This is a genomic window from Streptomyces sp. NPDC005774, assembly GCF_042871645.1.
GTDB classification, from domain to species: domain Bacteria; phylum Actinomycetota; class Actinomycetes; order Streptomycetales; family Streptomycetaceae; genus Streptomyces; species Streptomyces pratens.
Genome location: NZ_JBIAIV010000027.1, coordinates 32,472 through 52,886, shown reverse-complemented (window position 1 = coordinate 52,886; position 20,415 = coordinate 32,472). Strand labels below are relative to the sequence as shown.

Sequence of the window (20,415 nt, the reverse complement as noted above, 5' to 3'; positions counted from 1 at the left end):
TGGAGGGCCGGAGGGCTCACCGGGGTCCGGGCCTCTTCTTCCCGTCCAGTTCGTCCCACCAGGCGTCGGACTCGGGGTCGCCGGAGGGGTCGTCCCACCAGCGGTCGTCGGGGCCGCGCCGGTTGGCGACGATGGCGGCGAACGGCGGGATGATCATGGCCACCACGCACATGCCCACGGCCACCGGCACCGACCAGAGCCGCACGACGGCGCAGGCCAGGACGAACAGCACAATGCACGTGCCCATCATGGCGAAGTAGGTGTGCCGCCTACGCGCGTACATACTCTCCAGCGTAGAACCGGACCCGCAGACATGCAGGGGCGCGGATACACGGGCACGCAGGCACGCCGAAGGGCCGCATCCCCGGTGCCGGTGGTCGGTGCCCGACCCGGGATGCGGCCCTTCGAAGAGCCCTCAGACCGCGATGGCGACCTCGGCCAGACCGCCCTGCTGGGCGACGACCGTGCGGTCGGCGGTACCGCCGGGCACCAGGGCGCGGACCGTCCAGGTGCCCTCCGCCGCGTAGAAGCGGAACTGCCCGGTCGCGGAGGTCGGAACCTCCGCGGTGAACTCGCCGGTCGAGTCCAGCAGACGGACGTAGCCCGTCACCGGCTCGCCGTCACGGGTCAGATGACCCTGGATGGTGGTCTCGCCGGGCTTGATCGTCGAGGCGTCCGGGCCACCGGCCTTCGCACCGCACATGGCGTACTCCTGAACTGGTCTCGTGGTCTGGTCAGGTCGGGTCGTGGTGCGGGCGGGGGCCTACTTGGCGGGGCCGAGCTCGATCGGCACGCCGACGAGGGAGCCGTACTCGGTCCAGGAGCCGTCGTAGTTCTTGACGTTCTCCACGCCCAGCAGCTCGTGCAGCACGAACCAGGAGATCGCGGAGCGCTCACCGATGCGGCACAGGGCGATGGTGTCCTTGGCCAGGTCGATCTCCTCGTCCTCGTAGAGCGCCTTGAGCTCGTCGTCGGACTTGAAGGTGCCGTCGTCGTTGGCGTTCTTGGACCACGGGATGTTGCGGGAGGTCGGCACGTGGCCGGGGCGCTGCGACTGCTCCTGCGGCAGGTGCGCCGGGGCGTTCAGCTTGCCGGAGAACTCGTCGGGCGAGCGCACGTCGACGATGTTCTGCGCGCCGATGGCGTCCACGACCTCGTCGCGGAAGGCGCGGATGGACAGGTCCTGCGGCTTGGCCTTGTACTCGGTCTTCGCCCGCTGGGGCACCTCGTCGCCGGCGACCAGCTCGCGGGCGTCCAGTTCCCACTTCTTGCGGCCGCCGTCGAGGAGCTTGACGTTCTCGTGGCCGTACAGCTTGAAGTACCAGTAGGCGTACGCGGCGAACCAGTTGTTGTTGCCGCCGTAGAGGATCACCGTGTGGTCGTTGGAGATGCCCTTCTCCGACAGGAGCTTCTCGAAGCCCTCCTGGTCGACGAAGTCACGGCGGACCGGGTCCTGGAGGTCCTTGGTCCAGTCGATCCGGATGGCGTTCTTGATGTGGTTCTTCTCGTACGCGGTGGTGTCCTCGTCCACCTCGACGATGGCGATGGTCGAATCGTCCAGGTGCTCCTGGACCCAGTCGGCGTCGACCAGTACGTCGTGACGGCTCATGCTTTTGTCTCCTCCGGGGCAGTTACGGCGAGGCGTGCGGGTATGCGGGTATGCGGGTGCGCGGCGCTCCTGCGGGAGCGGGCGCACGGATGCCCCTCGGCGGGGCGAGGTGGGGATGCGGGCGGCGGGGCGCCCGCTCAGAAAGGTCGACAGAGCATGGCGGCGACGCGGCAGAGGTCCACTGCCCGCCGCTTCGTGAGATCCGCCTGTCCCCGCGCTCGGAGGACGCTCGTCTGACACTGCATGCCGTCGATCGTAAGGAGGACAGGGCGGACATGTCACCGTCGTGTCGCATACTGAGACAAGATTGTCCGCACTGCGGGATCACAGGAGGGGCGGGCCCGCTCCCGCCCGCCCCGGACCCGGCTGCGCCCACCCTCGCATCTGCCTCGCGGACGCCTTCGTCTCACCTGTCGGACACCCTGGGTCCACCGGGCCCCTCAGGGGCGAAATGGTCCTGCCGACCGCCTACTTACCCGGCAAGCCGGACGTTGGAACCCTGCACGGTGATGTCGACGCCGGATTTCCCCGCCTCGACCTTGGCGAGCTTGATCCCGCCGGGCAGGCCGTCGATCCTCTGCTCGAAGTCGGTGATCTCCCGCACCCGCGCCTCGGCCATCTCGACGCCGCCGAACGAGGGCAGCGCGTCCGCGTGGACCCGCACGGTGTTGCCGTCCACGACGGTCACGGAGCTGAGGACGGAGACCGGCTCGGGCAGCTTGGTGCCGAGCACGGTGGCCTCCACCGCGACCTCGATCTTCCCGTTGCCGCCGTCGGAGAGGCCGACGATGCTCGCGGTGACACCGGGGCCGACCTGGGTGGACTCGGACTTGGCGGTCTTGAGCAGCTCGTCGTAGGTCACGCTCGCGGTACCGGTCGCGTCGGCGGCGGTGGCGGAGCCGAAGTCGCCGGAGAACTCCACGCCCTTCATGTCGGCGCGCAGGTCCTCGATCCGGATGTTCTGCTTGCCGTCGCCGGCGCCGGCCTCGTACTCCTGGATCCCGATCCGCACCTCGTCGAGGGAGCCGCCGGCGAGTTGGGTGAGGAAGGGGAAACCGTTGATGGACACGTCGGGGGTGGCGCTGAGGTTCTCGCTCGACTTGAGCCGGTCGGCCACCTCGCCCTCCGCGAAGTCGACCGCGAGGCGGTCCACGATCACGAAGATGCCGCCCAGGACCACGGCGATGATCAGCAGTATTCGCAATGCGCGCATGCGGTTGGTTCCCCACCTAGGTGCGTTTCGACGACATTCCCCGACGACCGGGCAGCCGTCCTGCGCGAGAGTAGCCCGCACGGCAAGGAGAACCCCGGGATTGTTGATCATCTGTGACAGGCGCCCGGAACGGGTCTCCCCCGCCGACGAGCGTCGGCGGGGGAGACCAGGACAGGAGACAGAACAGGGGCGGGAACGGAGGCCGGGACCGCGGGGCGCGGCCGGGACGTCGGGCGGGACGTCAGCCGGCGACGCGGCCCAGGACGTACACCGCCGGCGCCGCCGCGGCCAGGGGCAGGGCCACTCCGGCGGTGAAGTGAACGAACCGGGACGGGTAGTCGTAGCTCGCGGCACGGTGGCCGATCAGGGCGCAGACCGCCGCGCCCGCACCGATCAGCGCGCCCGAGGCGCCGAACTCCGTCATCCCGCCGGCCAGCGCACCCGCACCGGCCGCCACGAGCAGCGCGGCCATCACGGACACCGGCGTCGGCCACGGCAGTGCCCGCGCCACGACCGCCGCCGCCACCGCGATCCCGCCGACCGTCACCGCGTCGGCGCCGGCCGCCAGGTAGCCGCTCGCCACGATCGCCAGCGCGGCCGCGGCCACCGTCGCCGTCAGGCCGTACATCCGCTCGTCGGGATCCGCGTGCGACCGGAGCTGGAGCACCAGCGACAGCAGCACCCACACGCCGAGCGTGCCGAGAATGGCCGACGGCGACCGGTCGGACGCGAGCAGCGCCACGTCCGCGACCAGCGCCCCGAGGAAGCCCAGGGCGATGCCCTGGCGCGCGGGCCACATACCGTTCAGCCGGAACCAGCCGGCCGCGGTGAGTCCCTGGAGGGCCACCAGCGGCACGAGCAGGGCGTACGTGCCCAGCGCCGCCCCGCCGGCGAGCAGCAGCCCCAGCAGCGCGGTGAGCGCCGCCGGCTGCATGCCGGGCTCGATGATCGGCGAACGCCCCTCCGCGCGGGCACGCTGCGCGTCCGTGACCCGGGTGTTCCCGGCGAGGGTGGCGGGCCCGTACCCGGAACCGCCCGGGGCATCGGGGGCCGAGGACGCGGCGGGCGGGGCGGGTGCGGCGGAGGCGGGCGGGGGCATGGCACTCGCACCGGCACCGGGATGGGCACCGGGGATCGGTGCCCCGTGGGTGGAGGCCACCCCGTACCCCGCGTACACCGCGGGTCCGCCGAGCGCGCCGCCGTCACCCCGACCCGCGTATCCGGCATGTCCCGGAGGGGTCTGCGAAGCCTGCGGGGCGGCAGGGGAATGCTGCGGAGGCTGTCCGGTGTGCTGGGGCAGGTACGACGTCTCCTCCGCGGCCGTCGGCAGGACCGGGGGCTGCATCTGCGTCTCCCAGGTCTGCCCCTGCCACTGCTGCGTGTACTGCTGGGCGGCGTGCTGATCGTCGTACGCCTGCTGCGGCCCTCCGGGCCACGCCTGCGACGGCCCCTGCGCCTGATCTTCAGGCCGCTGATGCCGGGGTTGGGGCCGGGGCCGGCCGTAGGGGTCGTAGCCCTCCTGACCCTCGCGGCGCCCGTCGTACCCGTCGTACCCGTCGTAACCCTGATGCGGCTGGTTGGTCATCGCTCACCCTCCTGCGAACGGTGGGAGCACCTCGACCGTGCCGCCGTCGGCCAGCCGTACCGTCTCATGTGCGCGGGTGCCCACGGGATCACTGTCGACGAGGAACGAGCACCGTCGCAGGACACGCGTGAGTTCGCCCGGGTGCCGCTCGCGCACCGCGTCCAGCGCGTCGGCGAGCGTGACCGCCTCGTACGACTCCTCGGCCACCCCGGCCGCGGCCTTGGCGGCGGCCCAGTACCGCACCGTGACCTTTGCCATCTGCTGGTTCCTCAATCGTTTGACAGTGAACACGGTCAGGCTAGCCCGCCCGGGCCACCACCCGGTCCCCTATCCGGTGCAGCGGCCCGTCGGGGGCCGCCGGTCCGCGCGGCCGCTCCACGCCCCCGTGAACCCGCGTGCGATCACGAACACGAGATCATGGGAAAGCGGCCGTGAGGCGTCCTTCCCGGTCATCCTTTCGGCCGCAGCCGGGTTGTATACGGAATCGATCCGCACACCGCCCACCGTGCGCAAAGACGTCCGAAAAGACGTACCGCCCCAGGTGACTTCACGCGTCACACCACCTGTCTTGAAATGCGGACCATTGAGGGAACGCGCCACATGACCTGACGGACCGGTGCTCATGTCGGCTATTCTCATGGGGAGAGGACTCGGGCAGTGAAGCCCCCGGGTCCTTTTGTGCTTTCGGAAGCGTTGTATACGACGCGGGAAACCGCCGGTGTACGGGCCGTCGAAACGCACGAAGCTGTGCCGTAAACTCCCCCACTGCCCTCATGGCGTGGGAGGTACCCCCATCGCAGGGACCGAGGAGAGACCAGACGTTATGGGCGAGCGAACCGTGCACGTACGAATGACGACCCGGTCGTGGGCAGCACCACGACCCGAGCCCCGGGACCAGGACCACGTCCGTGTCCGTGTCCGTTTCCTCGACGGACTCGAGGGAGGGGTGCGATGAGTTCACTGCTCCTGCTGACCAACGCCCTCCAGCCGTCGGCGGAGGTGCTCCCCGCCCTCGGTCTGCTGCTCCACCATGTGCGCGTGGCCCCCGCCGAGGGACCCGCCCTGGTCGACACCCCCGGCGCCGACGTCATCCTCGTCGACGGCCGGCGCGACCTCCCGCAGGTCCGCAGCCTGTGCCAGCTGCTGCGGTCCACCGGCCCCGGCTGCCCCCTCGTCCTCGTGGTGACCGAGGGCGGCCTCGCCGCCGTCACCGCGGAGTGGGGCATCGACGACGTCCTCCTCGACACGGCGGGACCGGCGGAGGTGGAGGCTCGGCTGCGGCTCGCCATGGGCCGGCAGCAGATCGTCGGCGACGACTCCCCCACGGAGATCCGCAACGGCGATTTGTCCGTCGACGAGGCGACCTACAGCGCCAAGCTCAAGGGCCGCGTCCTCGATCTCACGTTCAAGGAGTTCGAGCTCCTGAAGTACCTCGCCCAGCACCCCGGCCGCGTCTTCACCCGCGCCCAGCTGCTGCAGGAGGTCTGGGGCTACGACTACTTCGGCGGCACCCGGACGGTCGACGTCCACGTACGGCGCCTGCGCGCCAAGCTCGGCCCAGAGCACGAGTCGCTGATCGGCACCGTGCGGAACGTGGGTTACCGATTCGTTACGCCGGAGAAGGGCGAGCGGGCCGCCGAGGAGGCCAAGGCGAAGGCCGACCGGCAGCAGGCCGAGTCCGACCGCCAAAAGGCGGCGGATGCGGACGAGACGGCCCCTCTGGACGCTGCCGAGGCCCCGACCCAGGCGTGAATGGCATCCGCACGAGCGCCGCCCCCGCCCACGCGATCCGTTTCCGTGCTGTTCACAAGGTCGTTCACGCTCTGCCCCGACCGGTTATATCCGCGTAGACTCCGCGCGTGGCCAAGGTGACTAGGGATGATGTGGCTCGGCTGGCGGGTACTTCCACCGCCGTCGTCAGCTATGTCATCAACAACGGACCGAGGCCGGTCGCCCCGGCCACGCGCGAACGCGTACTCGCCGCGATCAAGGAACTGGGGTACCGGCCGGACCGGGTCGCCCAGGCCATGGCGTCGCGGCGTACGGATCTCATAGGCCTGATCGTGCCGGACGCGCGCCAGCCCTTCTTCGGGGAAATGGCGCACGCGGTCGAACAGGCCGCGTCCGAGCGCGGAAAAATGGTGCTGGTCGGGAACTCCGACTACGTGGCCGAGCGCGAGGTCCACTATCTGCGGGCGTTCCTCGGCATGCGTGTCTCCGGGCTGATCCTGGTCAGCCACGCGCTGAACGACCTCGCCGCCGCGGAGATAGACGCCTGGGACGCCCGGATGGTCCTGCTGCACGAGCGCCCCGAGGCCATCGACGACGTCGCCGTCGTCACCGACGACCTCGGCGGCGCCCAGCTCGCCGTCCGCCACCTGCTGGAACACGGCAACGCGTATGTCGCCTGCGTCGGCGGCACCGCGGAGACCCCCGCGGTGGGCGACCCCGTCTCCGACCACGTCGAGGGCTGGCGACGGGCCATGGAGGACGCGGGTGTCCCGACCGAGGGCCGCCTCTTCGAGGCCCCGTACAACCGCTACGACGCCTATCGGGTCGGGCTCGGCATCCTCTCCGGGCCGGACCGCCCGCCCGCGATCTTCTGCTCCACCGACGACCAGGCCATCGGCGTGCTGCGCGCGGCGCGCGAGCTGCGCATCGACGTGCCCGGCGAGCTGGCGGTCGTCGGGTTCGACGACATCAAGGAGGCGGCGCTCACCGACCCGCCGATGACGACGGTCGCCTCCGACCGCTCGGCGATGGCGCGCACGGCGGTCGACCTCGTCCTCGACGACGGGCTGCGGGTGGCCGGCTCGCAGCGCGAGCGGCTGAAGATCTTCCCGTCCGAACTGGTGATTCGCCGCTCCTGCGGCTGCGGGTAGCACCGGACCTCCGGACGGTCCCTCACCGTCTTCATCGGACGGCTCCGTCGTCTTTATGACGACCTCACCGTCTTTATATCGGGCATACGAGGTTCTGTCGGGCTTCTCAGCGGGCACTCAGGTTGTTCTCATCGTCGGGCGCCAGGCTCGTTGACATGACGGAGAGCCATCGCCGCAACAGCGAGCACGAGAGCCCCGAGGCGGGCGGCCACCAGCCCGCCTCCTCCCCCGTGGACCCGGAGTGGCCGGCCCCGCCGGCATACGCACCGGGGCAGCCGGCCACCGCCGCACACCCGTCGGGTCCGTCAGGTTTGTCGGGTCCGTCAGGTCCGTCGGACCCGATGGCGGCGACGCGTCCGATCCCTGTCGTGCACCCGTCGGGCCCCGAGGGCTCGACCCACGCGTCCGAGCCGACCGCCCCCAGGCCCCGCCGGAAGCGGAACCGGGGCCCGGCCGCGCTGCTCGCCGCCGTGGCGATCGTGGCGGCGGCCGTGGGCGGCGGTACCGCGTACGGCATCCAGGAGCTGGTCGGCGGCGCCACCGTCGCCTCGTCTAGCGCGAGCAGCACGAACGTGGTGCCGACCGGCCAGAAGGGCACGGTGGCGGGCGTCGCCGAGGCGGTCAGCCCGAGCATCGTCGAAATCAACGCCCAGTCCAACGCGGGGTCGTCCACCGGGTCCGGTGTGATCATCACGAAGGACGGCGAGATCATCACCAACAACCACGTCGTCGCCGGTGCCTCGTCCGTCGAAGTCCGGACCGGCGACGGGAAGACGTACACCGCGGACGTCGTCGGCACGGAGAGCTCGAAGGACCTCGCGCTGATCAAGCTGCGGGACGCCTCGGGCCTGACGACCGCCGCCCTCGGCGACTCCGACGGGGTGCGGGTCGGCGACGAGGTCGTGGCGATCGGCTCCCCCGAGGGCCTGACCGGCACCGTCACCAGCGGCATCATCTCGGCGCTCAACCGTGACGTGACCGTCTCCACGGACGAGAGCCAGGGGCAACAGCAGGGGCAACAGCAGGGGCAACAGCAAGGACAGCCCGGCGACGGATGGCCGTTCGAGTTCGGCGGCCGGCAGTTCAACGGCGACACCGGCGGGTCCACGACGACGTACAAGGCGATCCAGACCGACGCGTCCCTGAACCCCGGGAACTCCGGCGGCGCGCTGATCGACATGAACGGCAACATCATCGGCATCAACTCCGCGATGTACTCGTCGAACGGCAGCGGCTCCTCCTCGGCCGACGCCGGCAGCGTGGGCCTGGGCTTCGCCATCCCGGTCAACACGGTCAAGGCGGACCTCCCGACCCTGCGGGCCGGCTCCATGAACTGATGTGACGACGCGGCGCCCACTCGAGGAGTCCGACATGATCAAGCAGATCCCGCAGGTCGTCCACCAGGCGCCCGACGCCGGTACCGACCCCGCCGGTCTCGCCCTCGCGCTGGAGGTCGCGGCCGAACTGCACACGCCGGCCCGGCGGGCCCCGGAAGTCGCCCCGCCCCCGACCCGCCGGAAGCCCAGCCCCGGTCGCGGCGGCCACCGCCGTACCGTACCCGGCTGACCCACGGCCACAGCCCCGGCCCCGGCCCACGCACGGCCGACCGGGGCCGACCGCGCCCCCGGGGAATCGTGCGAGCCTGAGAGCTTGGAAGACTGAAGCCCGCAGGCCCCCGGCCGTGCCCCCGCGCCCGCGCCCCGTGCAGACAACAGAGGACCCCGAGCCATGAGCCCCGCAGAAGGCGACCGTGACCCCCAGCGCATCCTGATCGTCGACGACGAGCCGGCGGTGCGCGAAGCGCTCCGGCGCAGCCTCGCCTTCGAGGGGTACGGCACCGAGGTCGCCGTCGACGGCGCGGACGCCCTGGACAAGGCGGCGGTCTACCGGCCCGACCTGGTCGTCCTCGACATCCAGATGCCCCGGATGGACGGCCTGACCGCCGCCCGCCGCATCCGGGCCACCGGTGACACCACGCCCATCCTGATGCTGACCGCCCGGGACACCGTCGGCGACCGGGTGACGGGACTGGACGCCGGGGCGGACGACTACCTGGTCAAGCCGTTCGAGCTGGACGAGCTGTTCGCCCGCATCCGCGCGTTGCTGCGCCGCAGCTCGTACGCGGCCGCCGTGGCCGGTGCCGACGAGGAGAACGACGTCCTCACCTTCGCCGACCTGCGCATGGACCTGTCGACCCGCGAGGTGACCCGGGGCGCGCGCCAGGTGGAGCTGACCCGTACGGAGTTCACGCTGCTGGAGATGTTCATGGCGCACCCGCGCCAGGTGCTCACGCGTGAGCAGATCCTGAAGGCGGTCTGGGGCTTCGACTTCGAGCCGTCGTCGAACTCCCTCGACGTGTACGTCATGTACCTGCGCCGCAAGACCGAGGCAGGCGGCGAGCCGCGTCTGGTGCACACGGTGAGGGGCGTCGGCTACGCCCTGCGGCAGGGCGGCTCGGAGTGAACGGACCGGTCCGCAGGTTCCGCTCGCTCCCGATCCGGGCGCGGCTGTCGCTGCTGGTGGCGGCGGCGGTGGCGTTCGCGGTGGCGGCGGTGTCGGTGACCTGCTGGTTCATCGTGCAGGGGAAGCTGTACGAGCAGCTCGACAACGACCTGGAGAAGGCGACGGTACTCCAGGGCCCGCAGCGGGCCGACGAGATCCGCAGGGCGCTGAACACCTGCACGGACACGCCTCGGGACAACATGGACGGGGCCTTCGGGGAGACCTTCTCCCAGGTGGTCCTGGACAACGGCACCGTGTGCCTGTTCCCCAGATCGGCGGGCAGGATCGAGGTCACCCCGTCCGACCGGGACGTCATCGCGAGCGCGGGAACCGGCTCGACGGGCCTGTACCGCGACGGCACCGACCAGGACGGCGCCGAGGTGCGCGTGCTGACCCTGCCGCTGGTGATCAACGACCCGAGCACGCTGACCAGTTCCAAGGCCGCCGTCCTCGTCGCCGTCCCGCTCAAGGGCACCGAGTCGACGCTCAACGACCTCGCCCTGATCCTGCTCCTCGTCTCCGGCGTCGGAGTACTGGGCGCGGCCGCCGCCGGCCTCGCGGTCGCCCGTGCGGGTCTGCGCCCCGTCGACAAGCTCACCGAGGCCGTGGAACACGTGGCCCGCACGGAGGACCTGGGCATCCGCATCCCCGTCGATGACGACGCCGAGGACGAGGTCGCCCGCCTCTCCCGCTCCTTCAACTCCATGACGTCCGCCCTGGCCAGCTCCCGCGACCTGCAACAGCAGCTCATCGCGGACGCCGGCCACGAGCTGCGCACCCCGCTCACCTCCCTGCGCACCAACATCGAACTCCTCACCCGCAGCGAGGAGATCGGCCGCCCGATCCCTCCCGACGACCGCAAGGCCCTGCTCGCCTCGGTGAAGGCGCAGATGACCGAACTGGCGTCGCTCATCGGTGACCTGCAGGAACTGTCCCGCCCGGACACCGGCCAGCACGCCGACCGTGCGCAGATCGTCGCCTGGCAGGACGTCGTGGAGTCGGCGCTGCGCCGCGCCCGGCTGCGCGGCCCGGAGCTGACCGTCACGGCGGACGTCCGGCCGTGGTACGTCCGCGCGGAGCCCTCCGCGCTGGAGCGGGCCGTGGTCAACATCCTCGACAACGCGGTGAAGTTCAGCCCGGAGGGCGGCACGGTCGAGGTCCGCCTCGCCGACGGCGCCCTCACCGTCCGCGATCACGGGCCCGGCATTCCCGCCGACGAACTCCCCTACGTCTTCGACCGCTTCTGGCGCTCCCCGACCGCCCGCGCGCTCCCCGGTTCGGGCCTCGGCCTGTCCATCGTGGCCCGCACGGTCCAGCAGGCGGGCGGCACCGTCACCCTGACCCGTGCCGAGGACGGCGCCGGGGGAACGACGGCCACGATCCGCCTCCCGGGGGCACCGACCCCGCCGCCCGAGGTGCCGTAGCCGGAGGTTTGGCAGCCGGAGGTGCCGCAGCCGGAGGGGGAGGGGCGGCAACTTTTCGGTGCCGGGCGGCAACCGACCGGCGACTCATCCCCCACACGGATCGGATCGCCGTATGAGCGAGCACTCCAGCAAGATCCGGCCCCGCCCGGCCGGAAGGCCCCTGGCGATCGCCCTCCCGCTGGCCCTGACGTCCGCCGCCATCCTGGCCTACGGAGCCGCCCCGGGCACGGCCGCCCCCGCCCCCACCGCCGGGTCGCCGGCCGCAGCGCCCACCGCGGCCGCCGCACCCGCCTGGGCCACCGCCACCGCCGACGGCTTCGCCTCCGTCGACGCGCTGGGCCAGGACGGCACGTACGGCGGCCGGGACGGCGCGATCGTCACCGTCCGGACCCAGGCCGAACTGGAGCGGTACGCGACCGCCGCCGAGCCGTACGTGATCGTCGTGGCCGGGACGATCACGATGAACCCGGTGGGCAAGGAGATCAAGGTCGCCTCCGACAAGACGATCGTGGGCTCGGGGACGTCCGGGCACATCGTCGGCGGCGGCTTCTTCCTCGGCCAGGGCGTGCACAACGTGATCATCCGCAACCTGACGATCCGGGACGCCTACCAGGGCGTCTGGAACGACAAGGACCACGACTTCGACGCCGTGCAGATGGACGGCGCGCACCACGTCTGGATCGACCACAACGACCTGCGGAACATGGCGGACGGTCTGATCGACGTCCGCAAGGACAGCACGTACGTGACGGTCTCCTGGAACGAGATGAGTCACAACAACAAGACGTTCGGCATCGGCTGGACCGAGAACGTGCTGACCGACATCACGATCCACCACAACTGGATCCGCGAGACGGAACAGCGCAACCCGTCCACGGACAACTGCGCGCACGCGCACCTCTACAACAACTTCCTGGAGGACGTCGCCGGTACGGACATCACCTCCTCCTACGGCAACTACTCGCGTGGCGGCACACGCATGGTGCTGGAGAACAGCTACTTCCAGGGCTTCAAGAACCCGGTCATCAAGGACGCGACGGCGACCGTGGTGCAGCGCGGCAACATCTTCTCGGGAACGTCGGGCCGCAACGAGAGCGGCGGCACGGCCTTCGACCCGAGGACGTACTACGCGTACACGCCGGACGCGGCGGCGAACGTCCCGTCGCTCCTCAAATCGGGTGCCGGTCCCCGCGGTTCCATCGGCACGACGGCCGCCGCGGGAACCACCACGGGAACCTCCACCCGGGCAGCCGCCGCGACGACCCTCACGGTCGCCAAGGACGGCACCGGCCAATACACCACGGTCCAGGCCGCGGTGAACGCCGTACCCGCGAACAACCCGTCCCGCGTGCTGATCTCCGTCAAGCCGGGCACGTACCGGGAGACGGTCCAGGTCCCCTCGAACAAGCCGCACATCACGGTGCAGGGCACCGGCGGCAGCCGCAAGGACACGGTGATCGTCTTCAACAACGCGGCGGGCACGGCGAAACCGGACGGTTCGGGGACCTACGGCACCTCGGGCAGCGCCACGGTCGCCGTGCAGGCCGACGACTTCCAGGCCCGCAACCTGACGATCGCCAACGACTTCGACGAGCGGGCCAACCAGTCCCTCGCCGGACACCAGGCCGTGGCCCTGCGCACCGCCGCCGACAAGGTCCTCCTCGACGGCGTCATCGTCGAGGGCGACCAGGACACCCTTCTCCTCGACACCGCCGCCAAGGAGCGCCTCGGCAGGGTCAAGGTCACCAACTCCTACGTCGTCGGCAACGTCGACTTCATCTTCGGCCGGGCGACGGCGCTGATCGACCGTTCCGTCATCACGCTGAAGAAGCGCTGGGACGGCAGTTCCGCGGGCTACGTCACCGCCCCGAGCACGGCCGCCGGCCGCAACGGCATCCTGATCGCCAACTCCACGGTGAACGGCGACGTCGCGGACCGCACCTTCCACCTCGGCCGTCCCTGGCACGCGGGCGGCGACGCCTCCCTAGACCCGCAGACCACGGTCCGCAACACCACCCTCAGCGCTGCCGTCCGCACCGCTCCCTGGACCGACATGAGCGGCTTCTCCTGGAAGGACGACCGCTTCGCCGAATACCGCAACACCGGCCCCGGCGCGGGCTCCGCCTCCTCCGACCGCCCCCACCTGACCGATGCCCAGGCAACGGCCCAGGCCGTCGACACCTGGCTCGGCGACTGGACCCCTACGACATCCTGACCTGCTCGCCCGGGGCCTGGAGACGACGCGCCGGGCCCCTCAGCAGCCCCCACGCCCCGGGCTCCGCCCCTCCGCCCAGCCGGTGGTGCAGCACGGCCCGGCCACCCCGGCCGAGCCGTGCGGGCGGGGATACCGCGGGGGTTCGAGGCGGCGGGGACGGTGAGGTCTCGTCGCACGGACCGGACCGAGGTGAACAGCGTGACCGGGCCGTGCTCGGCGCCCGGTTCCACTGCCTCCAGGAGCGGGGAGTCGGTGCGCTCCGGACCCTGACCGGCGCCGAGCAGTCACCGCGCTTCCGTCAGCGCTTGACCTGCGCCGTGAACAACGCCCACGCGGCCGGGCCGAAGACGAGCACCTTGCCGTCCCGCACCTTGCTGTCGCGGACCGGAACGAGGCCGGGGCAGCCGCCGGCGACCTCGACGCAGTTGTTGTCTCCCCCGTCGCTGTAACTCGACTTGCGCCAGGCGGCGGTGCTGAGGTCGGGAGTCTGCTTCATGATCGGTGCTCCTCCAGTACATCCCGGATGAACGTCAGCGAGTCCGACGGCGACAGCGCCAGATCCCGCAGCCGATCGTAGGACAAACGGTGGCGCAGGACGTCCCCCGAATCGTCCATCAGTAAGCCTCCGCTGTCACCTTCCGTGTACGCCACAGCGCTTCCGTCCTTCTGCCACAGCAGGGTCAGCGAGCCCTTTCCCATGAGGTCGTGGATTCCGGCCGAGAACGGCAGCACCTGAACGACGACATTGGGCCACCGCGCGATCGACTCGATGTGCGTCAGTTGGCCGTCCCACGTCTCCGGGCCTGCCGCGGGACGGCGGAACGCGAGTTCGTCGATGACGAAACGGACGCTCGGAGCCGGGCTCTTGCTCAGCAGAAGCTGTCGTCCCAGGCGGGCAGCGACCTGTTCCTCAACCGCCTCGCGCTCCTGAACCGTTGTCCGGGAGCCGGACAACACCTCCCTGGCGAAGTCTTCGGTCTGCATCAGGCCGGGCACGTTCGGCGTGTACTTGTGCATGATCCGTGCCATCGCCTCCAGGCGCATGAACTCCTTGTACTTGTCCTTGAAGGCGTCGATCCGGGCCAGTTTCCAGAGACTCACCAGCAGGTCACCGGCACCGTAGTACCCGTCGAGGTCCTCCATCACCGTCACCTTGGACAGTCGCTCGCCCGACTCCAGACGGCACAGGTAGCTCTTGTCGTACCCGGACTCGTCGGCCAGCCGCCCCAGCGACTTGCCCTCCTTCTCCCGCAGGAAACGAAGCGTCCGCCCCAGCACCGCACGGCCCGACTCCGCCTGAGTGTCCACCTGTTCGGCCATGTCACTCCTGTCCGTGGTCCGGGGTGACGGACAACGCCTGCCCTCTTCCGCAGCGTACGCGCCGTCAGTGACGATCTAAGCGCGAAAAGTAATCATCGTCGTCGCGCGCCCTTGTGTACCCGTTCCGGAGGAACGACACCGTCGCCGCCCGAGAAGGGACGTCCCCCCATGAGCCCCACCCCGCTCCGCCTTCTCCCCTGGACCACGCCCGAAGGCAACCCCTGTTACCTGAGTACCGACAGCAGCCAGAGCCGGTTGTCGCTGCTCGCCGACGACGTCGAGGCGGACCAGTTGGACTCGGGTGAGCAGGTGCTCGGGGGCGCCAGGGCCGTGCTCCGCGACCCGGAGGCCGGTGAACGGGCGTTGCGCTTCGCGCTCACCAGGGCGACGGAGTCCCTGGAGGACGTGCTCCGCGTCGCGGTCAGCCGGGGAGCACGCGTCGAGGCGGGCGGCGGGTGACACGCACAACCGGGGCCGCCCGTCGCCCCTCGCGTTCTACCGTGGACCTCCGGCCCTCCCCCTGCCGCACCCCGGCCGGAGACGAGGAGCCGGCCATGACCCGCGAGGTGGATCCGAACTCCTGCGAAAGGACGCCCGAGGCGATCCGAGCGGCCCTGCAACGGCGCCGGGACTGGTTGCAGGCCTTCGAGCAGGAGTGGTTGAGCGCCGCCGCCGACTTCGACCAGTCGGCCCTCGACGCCGTGATCGACAAGTGGTTCCCCTTCGCCTGTGCCTGCGCCACGCCGGGCTACCTCGACGACGTCGAGCAGACCGTCAAGCGCATGACGGAGGACGACACCGAAGGCCTCGTGTTCCGTGACGCGGAGGGCCACGGTTATGACGCGGACGGTCGGCCCGTCGACACGGGCGGGCACCGGTGAGCGCGTACGCCATCCGGTACGTGGACCGCGCGGCGGCGCGAAAGGCCGCCTTACCGGACTTCCGGCGAACGTCGCTCGAGAACCTCGAGAAGCTGCTCACGCTCAACCCGTTCGGTCCGCCGGCGCTCAGCAACCGCGACAACAGCTGGTCGGCGGCCTTCCGGGGCGGCTTCGTCACCTACGTCGTCTCCAACCGCCACGTCGTCGTCAACGTCATCGACCTCGTGGCCCTCTGACACCGAGGGCCCGTATGACACGCTGGGATCATGAAAACACCACCGGACGGGCTGCCCGCGTACCGTGTACTGACCGGTCCTGATGATGCGGCGTTCTGTCATCGTGTGAGCGAGGCCCTGGCGATGGGCTACCGCCTCCACGAAGGGCCGTCGGTCACGTTCAACGGCGACCGGGTGATCGTCGCGCAGGCGGTTGTGTGGCCCGGGGCGGGGGATGCCGCCTCGGCGTGACGGGTCCGCGCCGGGCGTGCGCGCGGGATCGGCACGCGTCCGCCCCTCCCTCTCATTTCCCGTCGGTGTCGGCGGGAGATGCCTCGTCATTGTCTGTCAGGGCTGCCGCCACCGCACGGTGACGGCAGCCCTGTTTCCCCTCGTCGGACACCGGGGCCAGGGCCTCATCCGATCGAGCGAGAAGAAGACGTTTCCCCTGATCGGCTGTAACGCCGTGCCTACCGTGATCACGTTGCTTGTGCCCTGGGCACGCTCAGCCCACACTTGAGGAGGTGACGTCACCATGACCGCTCTTGCGTACGAGAGGCCCGAGACCATGTCTGAGATCAGGACCGCGGCCGGGCCGGAGAACGGAACCGAGAACGGGCCCGACCTGGACGAGGTCGTGTGGCAGGCATGGAAGGCCGTGGAACTCCCGGAGGGCTACCGCGCCGAGATCATCGAGGGAGCCATCGAGGTGTCGCCCACCGGCCGCCTGTCCCATGCCCAGATCGCCAACCGGCTGCGCAACGCGCTGGTGCGGTTCCTGGGAGAGGGCGAGTACTCGGCGTACCAGGACGCCAATGTCATCTTCCGGCGCAAGGGGTGGATCCCCGATGTCTTCGTCGCGCCCGAGGACCTGGAGCCGTACGCGGACGAGGACGGGCTCGGTGTCGATGCGGCGGCGGTTCGTCTGGTGGTCGAGGTGGTCTCGCCCGGAAAGCGCCACGAGGACCGCGACCGGGTCAGGAAGCGCCGTGAATACGCCCGCGCCGGCATCCCGGTATACGTGATCATCGACGACTACGACGCGCAGGGCACCGTGACCGTCCTCACCGAACCCCGGCCCGACAAGGCCGACTGGCTGGGCGTCGTGCGGGTCCCCTACGGAACCGACGTCGATATCCCGAAGGGCCCCGCCACCGGCTTCGTGATCGGAGAGGCGATCACCGGCCCCAAGCGGACCTGAGCCGGAACAGGAAGAAGGGACCCGGTACCCGTAAGGCCTCGCACGGCCTGCCAGGTGCGCCGGGCCCCTCCCCGAGGCCGTCGGTCTGCTACTGCACGATCGTGATGCGGTCCGCCGCCGGCGGTGCGAGCGGGTTCGAGGCCGAGGAGTTGGCCGTCAGGTACCGCTCCAGGGCCGTCAGGTCGTCCTCGCCGACCACGTCGCCCGTGCCCTCGCCGAGGGTGGTGAAGCCGTCGCCGCCGCCCGCGAGGAAACTGTTCGTGGCCACGCGGTAGGTGGCGGCCTCGTCGATCGGCTCGCCGTTCAGCTCGATGGAGTCCGTGACCACCCGGTCCGCGCCCGTCTTCGTCAGGTCCAGGGTGTAGGTCAGGCCGGAGGAGACCTGGAGGATCTTCATCGAGGCCTCGTTCGGGCCGCTCACCTGCTCCTTGAGGACCTGGATCAGCTGGGCGCCGGTGAAGTCCTGGAGGTTGACCGTGTTGGCGAAGGGCTGGACGGTGAAGCCCTCGGCGTAGGTGACCACGCCGTCGCCCTCGGCGGCGCTCGCCGCGTAGGTGAGGGAGGCGCGGATGCCGCCCGGGTTCATCAGGGCCAGGTCGGTCTCCGGGTCCAGCGTCCTGCCGTACTCCAGCTGGGCGTCGGCGATCAGGTCGCCGAGCGGGGACTCGGTGCCGTCCTTGACGATGTCACCGGAGATGTGACCGATCGCGCGGTTGCCGATGGGGGCGGCGAGGGTGTTCCACTGGTCGATCAGCCGGGTCATGTCCGGCGCCTTCGGGACGTCCCGCGTCACCACGTGGTTCGCCGACTTCACGGCCGTACGGGCGATGTCACCCGTGCGACGGTCGTACGTCAGCGTCGTGTCCGTGTAGAGGCGGCCGAAGGACGCGGCCGAGGTGACCATGCGGGGGTTGCCCGCCGGGTCCGGGATCGTGCAGACGTACGCCGCGTGGGTGTGGCCGGTGACCAGCGCGTCCACCTGGGGCGAGACGTTCTTCGCGATGTCCGCGATCGGGCCGGAGACGCCGTCGCCCGCGCCCGGGGAGTCGCAGTCGTAGTTGTACGCGGACGAGGCCGGGAAGCCGCCCTCGTGGACCAGGGCGACGATCGACTTCACGCCCTGGCGCTGGAGCTCCTTGGCGTACTTGTTGATCGTGTCGACCTCGTCCTTGAAGGACAGGCCCTTGACGCCCTCGGCCGAGACGATGTCCGGGGTGGCCTCCAGCGTCACGCCGATGAAGCCGACCTTGACGCCGTTCCGCTTCCACACCCAGTACGGCTTGAGGACGGGCTTCCCGGTCTTCTCGTTCAGGACGTTGGCCGCCAGGTACGGGAAGTCGGCGCCCTTGAACTTCTTGTCCGTGTAGCAGCCGTCGACGGGGTGGCAGCCGCCGTTCTGCAGCCGGGCCAGTTCCTGCGCGCCCTCGTCGAACTCGTGGTTGCCGACGGACGTGACGTCCAGGTCGAGCTTGTTCAGCGCCTCGATGGTGGGCTCGTCGTGGAACAGGCCCGAGATCAGCGGGGACGCGCCGACCATGTCGCCGCCGGCCGCGGTGACGGAGTAGCGGTTGCCCTTGCGGGCCTCGCGCAGGTGCGTGGCGAGGTACTCCACACCACCCGCGTCGATGTTCTCCGTCGTCCCGTCCTCGTGGAGGTGGGTGACCCGGCCCGAGGATCCCGCCGGGGGTTCGAGGTTGCCGTGCAGGTCGTTGAAGGACAGCAACTGCACGTCCTGGTAACGGCCCTTGCCACCGTGGCCGCCCTTGCCGCCGTCGTGACCCTTGTGGTGGCCGTGCGACGTGCCGCCCCTGCCCTCACCGGCGCTCGCCGCACCGGCGGGCAGGGCGGCCGCGGTCAGCGCGCCGACGGTGAGCACACCGGCCGCGGTCGCGAGAAGACGGTTCGTACGGCGTCTGCGGCGCTGTACCGACGAGGCCGGCGACGCGGGTGTGGCTGGCATGTGCCCCCCAGTGGGTCTGCGTGGGTCCGGATGAGTGTGCGTGCTTCGAGATGGCGTCGGGGTCGGTCGGGGCCAGTCCACGTCGGTCCTGAGGGGATCCGGGTGAGGCGCGCCGACCGCCCGGAAGCCTAAGGTCAACGCGCGTAGCACGACAGGGGTTTCGCGGTTACATCCTGGTTATCTTTTCCGCCGCCGGGGGCTGCCCGGCCCGATCGGCCGTCACGGCGTGCTCCGTGTCCCGTCCGTTTTCGGCGGGCTCGGCTTACCCTCGTACGCATGACCAGCGACGACATCGCACGCTCCGGCCGCACCCGCTCGCTCCAGACGCACGCCGCGCTCTCCCCGGAGCAGATCGAGGCGATTCTCGTCCTGCTCGACGAGGCCGCCGGTACCGACGGACAGCAGGCGGTTTCCGAACAGGGGCGGTTGCAGTTGCGCGGCGGGGAGCGGGGGGGCGTCTCGCACCTGCTGCTCTTCCTCACGGGCGAAGGAGACGACGCCGGCGCCGGTGAACTCGTCGGCTACGCCCAGTTGGAGGACACCGACCCGATCGAGCCCCCGGCAGCCGAACTGGTCGTGCACCCTTCGCACCGGGGGCAGGGGCACGGGCGGGCACTCGGGTCCGCGCTGCTCGCCGCCTCCGGCAAGCGGATGCGGGTGTGGGCGCACGGCGGTCACTCCGCCGCCCGGCACCTCGCCCAGGTCCTCGGCCTCACGCTTTTCCGCGAACTACGGCAGATGCGGCGCCCGTTGGCAGACCTGAACCTGCCCGACCCCGTACTTCCCGAAGGCGTGACCGTACGCGCCTTCGTCCCCGGCCGGGACGACACCGCCTGGCTCGCGCTGAACGCCGCCGCCTTCTCCCACCACCCCGAGCAGGGCTCCCTCACCCAGCGCGACCTCGACGACCGCAAGGCCGAGCCCTGGTTCGACCCGAAGGGCTTCTTCCTCGCCGAGCGGGACGGCCGCCTCGTCGGCTTCCACTGGACCAAGATGCACCGGACGGAGAACCTCGGCGAGGTGTACGTCCTCGGGGTGAGCCCGCAGGCCCAGGGCGGCGGGCTCGGCAAGTCCCTCACGACGATCGGGCTGCGGCATCTGGCGGAGCAGGGACTGCCGACCGCCATGCTGTACGTCGACGCCGACAACAAGGCGGCGGTGGCCGTATACGAGCGGCTGGGCTTCCTGACCCACGAGACGGACCTGATGTACCGCACCGAGACCTGAGATCTGAAACCTGAAACCTGAGACCTGAGACCTGAGACTGAAGCCGATCGGCCGCGAGCCGGGGCCGGGACCCGGGGCCGGGACCCGGGGCCGGGACCCGGGGCCGGGACCCGGGGCCACCTTCTCGGCCCCAGGCCCCGGCGCCCAGCCCGACCCGGCCCGGCCCGGCCCGGTTCCACTC

23 protein-coding genes are annotated in these 20,415 nt (G+C 70.6%); 13 read left to right on the top strand and 10 right to left on the bottom strand.

The features are described 5' to 3' along the window. Positions 1 to 16: 16 nt before the first annotated feature. The 7 genes from ACFYQA_RS23525 to ACFYQA_RS23495 form a co-directional block, all read right to left on the bottom strand. Positions 17 to 283 carry a DUF3099 domain-containing protein gene (locus ACFYQA_RS23525; RefSeq protein WP_386397504.1) on the bottom strand — a complete coding sequence of 89 codons (267 nt, stop codon included), beginning with the start codon at positions 281 to 283 and terminating at the stop codon, positions 17 to 19. A 132-nt stretch (positions 284 to 415) separates the two neighbouring features. Further along, on the bottom strand, positions 416 to 703 hold the full coding sequence (locus ACFYQA_RS23520) for a DUF1416 domain-containing protein (protein WP_055606626.1): 288 nt from the start codon (positions 701 to 703) through the stop codon (positions 416 to 418). Between the two features lie 60 nt (positions 704 to 763). After that, positions 764 to 1,609: a sulfurtransferase gene (locus ACFYQA_RS23515; RefSeq protein ID WP_388921095.1), complete on the bottom strand. Its 846-nt coding sequence runs from the start codon at positions 1,607 to 1,609 to the stop codon at positions 764 to 766. 137 nt (positions 1,610 to 1,746) lie between these two features. After that, positions 1,747 to 1,854: an Ms5788A family Cys-rich leader peptide gene (locus ACFYQA_RS23510; RefSeq protein ID WP_350849312.1), complete on the bottom strand. Its 108-nt coding sequence runs from the start codon at positions 1,852 to 1,854 to the stop codon at positions 1,747 to 1,749. A gap of 227 nt (positions 1,855 to 2,081) precedes the next feature. Then, positions 2,082 to 2,822 carry a DUF2993 domain-containing protein gene (locus ACFYQA_RS23505; RefSeq protein ID WP_388921092.1) on the bottom strand — a complete coding sequence of 247 codons (741 nt, stop codon included), beginning with the start codon at positions 2,820 to 2,822 and terminating at the stop codon, positions 2,082 to 2,084. A gap of 241 nt (positions 2,823 to 3,063) precedes the next feature. Next, positions 3,064 to 4,407: a hypothetical protein gene (locus tag ACFYQA_RS23500; protein ID WP_388921089.1), complete on the bottom strand. Its 1,344-nt coding sequence runs from the start codon at positions 4,405 to 4,407 to the stop codon at positions 3,064 to 3,066. 3 nt (positions 4,408 to 4,410) lie between these two features. Further along, positions 4,411 to 4,665: a MoaD/ThiS family protein gene (locus ACFYQA_RS23495; protein WP_386397515.1), complete on the bottom strand. Its 255-nt coding sequence runs from the start codon at positions 4,663 to 4,665 to the stop codon at positions 4,411 to 4,413. Between the two features lie 693 nt (positions 4,666 to 5,358). Here ACFYQA_RS23495 and ACFYQA_RS23490 point away from each other — a divergent pair. From ACFYQA_RS23490 to ACFYQA_RS23460, 7 genes are all read left to right on the top strand, one after another. After that, complete coding sequence (locus ACFYQA_RS23490) at positions 5,359 to 6,159, top strand: response regulator transcription factor (protein ID WP_388921086.1); 801 nt, start codon at positions 5,359 to 5,361, stop codon at positions 6,157 to 6,159. Between the two features lie 107 nt (positions 6,160 to 6,266). Next, positions 6,267 to 7,289, top strand: coding sequence for a LacI family DNA-binding transcriptional regulator (locus ACFYQA_RS23485; protein WP_388921083.1), 1,023 nt, complete (start codon positions 6,267 to 6,269; stop codon positions 7,287 to 7,289). 155 nt (positions 7,290 to 7,444) lie between these two features. After that, complete coding sequence (locus tag ACFYQA_RS23480; RefSeq protein WP_388921080.1) at positions 7,445 to 8,626, top strand: trypsin-like peptidase domain-containing protein; 1,182 nt, start codon at positions 7,445 to 7,447, stop codon at positions 8,624 to 8,626. A 34-nt stretch (positions 8,627 to 8,660) separates the two neighbouring features. Then, positions 8,661 to 8,855, top strand: coding sequence for a hypothetical protein (locus tag ACFYQA_RS23475; RefSeq protein WP_388921077.1), 195 nt, complete (start codon positions 8,661 to 8,663; stop codon positions 8,853 to 8,855). A gap of 162 nt (positions 8,856 to 9,017) precedes the next feature. After that, a complete protein-coding gene (locus ACFYQA_RS23470; RefSeq protein ID WP_388921074.1) occupies positions 9,018 to 9,752 on the top strand; it encodes a response regulator transcription factor in 735 nt (244 codons plus the stop codon). Further along, positions 9,749 to 11,215 (top strand): sensor histidine kinase, encoded by a 1,467-nt coding sequence (locus ACFYQA_RS23465; RefSeq protein WP_388921071.1) that lies wholly within the window; start codon positions 9,749 to 9,751, stop codon positions 11,213 to 11,215. The genes ACFYQA_RS23470 and ACFYQA_RS23465 overlap by 4 nt, the downstream gene beginning before the upstream one ends. 112 nt (positions 11,216 to 11,327) lie before the next feature. Next, entirely contained in the window at positions 11,328 to 13,430 is a 2,103-nt protein-coding gene (locus ACFYQA_RS23460; protein WP_388921067.1) for a pectinesterase family protein, read from the top strand. A gap of 298 nt (positions 13,431 to 13,728) precedes the next feature. Here the strand turns inward: ACFYQA_RS23460 and ACFYQA_RS23455 are convergent, their stop codons facing one another. Then, on the bottom strand, positions 13,729 to 13,926 hold the full coding sequence (locus ACFYQA_RS23455; RefSeq protein ID WP_388921064.1) for a DUF397 domain-containing protein: 198 nt from the start codon (positions 13,924 to 13,926) through the stop codon (positions 13,729 to 13,731). Then, positions 13,923 to 14,750: a helix-turn-helix domain-containing protein gene (locus ACFYQA_RS23450; protein ID WP_388921062.1), complete on the bottom strand. Its 828-nt coding sequence runs from the start codon at positions 14,748 to 14,750 to the stop codon at positions 13,923 to 13,925. Before ACFYQA_RS23450 ends, ACFYQA_RS23455 begins: the two co-directional genes overlap by 4 nt. Before the next feature lie 168 nt (positions 14,751 to 14,918). On the opposite strand from ACFYQA_RS23450, the gene ACFYQA_RS23445 reads away from it, so the two are divergent. The 5 genes from ACFYQA_RS23445 (at position 14,919) to ACFYQA_RS23425 (ending at position 17,047) form a co-directional block, all read left to right on the top strand. Continuing rightward, positions 14,919 to 15,209 (top strand): hypothetical protein, encoded by a 291-nt coding sequence (locus tag ACFYQA_RS23445; protein WP_388921059.1) that lies wholly within the window; start codon positions 14,919 to 14,921, stop codon positions 15,207 to 15,209. Between the two features lie 95 nt (positions 15,210 to 15,304). Then, positions 15,305 to 15,631 (top strand): DUF6247 family protein, encoded by a 327-nt coding sequence (locus ACFYQA_RS23440; RefSeq protein ID WP_388921057.1) that lies wholly within the window; start codon positions 15,305 to 15,307, stop codon positions 15,629 to 15,631. Beyond that, a complete protein-coding gene (locus ACFYQA_RS23435; protein ID WP_388921054.1) occupies positions 15,628 to 15,867 on the top strand; it encodes a hypothetical protein in 240 nt (79 codons plus the stop codon). The genes ACFYQA_RS23440 and ACFYQA_RS23435 overlap by 4 nt, the downstream gene beginning before the upstream one ends. A gap of 30 nt (positions 15,868 to 15,897) precedes the next feature. Continuing rightward, positions 15,898 to 16,098: a DUF1737 domain-containing protein gene (locus tag ACFYQA_RS23430; RefSeq protein ID WP_360031714.1), complete on the top strand. Its 201-nt coding sequence runs from the start codon at positions 15,898 to 15,900 to the stop codon at positions 16,096 to 16,098. A gap of 283 nt (positions 16,099 to 16,381) precedes the next feature. Next, complete coding sequence (locus ACFYQA_RS23425) at positions 16,382 to 17,047, top strand: Uma2 family endonuclease (RefSeq protein WP_055596234.1); 666 nt, start codon at positions 16,382 to 16,384, stop codon at positions 17,045 to 17,047. A gap of 88 nt (positions 17,048 to 17,135) precedes the next feature. Here ACFYQA_RS23425 and ACFYQA_RS23420 read toward each other — a convergent pair whose 3' ends face one another. Continuing rightward, positions 17,136 to 19,007 carry a bifunctional metallophosphatase/5'-nucleotidase gene (locus tag ACFYQA_RS23420; protein WP_388921050.1) on the bottom strand — a complete coding sequence of 624 codons (1,872 nt, stop codon included), beginning with the start codon at positions 19,005 to 19,007 and terminating at the stop codon, positions 17,136 to 17,138. A 276-nt stretch (positions 19,008 to 19,283) separates the two neighbouring features. Here ACFYQA_RS23420 and mshD point away from each other — a divergent pair, with 276 nt between their 5' ends. Then, the gene (gene mshD, locus ACFYQA_RS23415) at positions 19,284 to 20,234 is read left to right on the top strand and encodes a mycothiol synthase (protein WP_388921047.1); all 951 of its coding nucleotides are present in this window, start codon (positions 19,284 to 19,286) and stop codon (positions 20,232 to 20,234) included. The last annotated feature ends 181 nt before the right edge of the window (positions 20,235 to 20,415 follow it).

What these genes read in the sequence shown, in the direction of transcription:
- mshD (WP_388921047.1), top strand. Translation starts at nt 19,284, where the DNA reads ATGACCAGCGACGACATCGCACGCTCCGGCCGCACCCGCTCGCTCCAG.
- ACFYQA_RS23450 (WP_388921062.1), bottom strand. Translation starts at nt 14,750, where the DNA reads ATGGCCGAACAGGTGGACACTCAGGCGGAGTCGGGCCGTGCGGTGCTG.
- ACFYQA_RS23515 (WP_388921095.1), bottom strand. Translation starts at nt 1,609, where the DNA reads ATGAGCCGTCACGACGTACTGGTCGACGCCGACTGGGTCCAGGAGCAC.
- ACFYQA_RS23445 (WP_388921059.1), top strand. Translation starts at nt 14,919, where the DNA reads ATGAGCCCCACCCCGCTCCGCCTTCTCCCCTGGACCACGCCCGAAGGC.
- ACFYQA_RS23440 (WP_388921057.1), top strand. Translation starts at nt 15,305, where the DNA reads ATGACCCGCGAGGTGGATCCGAACTCCTGCGAAAGGACGCCCGAGGCG.
- ACFYQA_RS23495 (WP_386397515.1), bottom strand. Translation starts at nt 4,665, where the DNA reads ATGGCAAAGGTCACGGTGCGGTACTGGGCCGCCGCCAAGGCCGCGGCC.
- ACFYQA_RS23525 (WP_386397504.1), bottom strand. Translation starts at nt 283, where the DNA reads ATGTACGCGCGTAGGCGGCACACCTACTTCGCCATGATGGGCACGTGC.
- ACFYQA_RS23510 (WP_350849312.1), bottom strand. Translation starts at nt 1,854, where the DNA reads ATGCAGTGTCAGACGAGCGTCCTCCGAGCGCGGGGACAGGCGGATCTC.
- ACFYQA_RS23490 (WP_388921086.1), top strand. Translation starts at nt 5,359, where the DNA reads ATGAGTTCACTGCTCCTGCTGACCAACGCCCTCCAGCCGTCGGCGGAG.
- ACFYQA_RS23475 (WP_388921077.1), top strand. Translation starts at nt 8,661, where the DNA reads ATGATCAAGCAGATCCCGCAGGTCGTCCACCAGGCGCCCGACGCCGGT.
- ACFYQA_RS23520 (WP_055606626.1), bottom strand. Translation starts at nt 703, where the DNA reads ATGTGCGGTGCGAAGGCCGGTGGCCCGGACGCCTCGACGATCAAGCCC.
- ACFYQA_RS23455 (WP_388921064.1), bottom strand. Translation starts at nt 13,926, where the DNA reads ATGAAGCAGACTCCCGACCTCAGCACCGCCGCCTGGCGCAAGTCGAGT.
- ACFYQA_RS23420 (WP_388921050.1), bottom strand. Translation starts at nt 19,007, where the DNA reads ATGCCAGCCACACCCGCGTCGCCGGCCTCGTCGGTACAGCGCCGCAGA.
- ACFYQA_RS23460 (WP_388921067.1), top strand. Translation starts at nt 11,328, where the DNA reads ATGAGCGAGCACTCCAGCAAGATCCGGCCCCGCCCGGCCGGAAGGCCC.
- ACFYQA_RS23505 (WP_388921092.1), bottom strand. Translation starts at nt 2,822, where the DNA reads ATGCGCGCATTGCGAATACTGCTGATCATCGCCGTGGTCCTGGGCGGC.
- ACFYQA_RS23470 (WP_388921074.1), top strand. Translation starts at nt 9,018, where the DNA reads ATGAGCCCCGCAGAAGGCGACCGTGACCCCCAGCGCATCCTGATCGTC.
- ACFYQA_RS23500 (WP_388921089.1), bottom strand. Translation starts at nt 4,407, where the DNA reads ATGACCAACCAGCCGCATCAGGGTTACGACGGGTACGACGGGTACGAC.
- ACFYQA_RS23480 (WP_388921080.1), top strand. Translation starts at nt 7,445, where the DNA reads ATGACGGAGAGCCATCGCCGCAACAGCGAGCACGAGAGCCCCGAGGCG.
- ACFYQA_RS23430 (WP_360031714.1), top strand. Translation starts at nt 15,898, where the DNA reads ATGAAAACACCACCGGACGGGCTGCCCGCGTACCGTGTACTGACCGGT.
- ACFYQA_RS23425 (WP_055596234.1), top strand. Translation starts at nt 16,382, where the DNA reads ATGACCGCTCTTGCGTACGAGAGGCCCGAGACCATGTCTGAGATCAGG.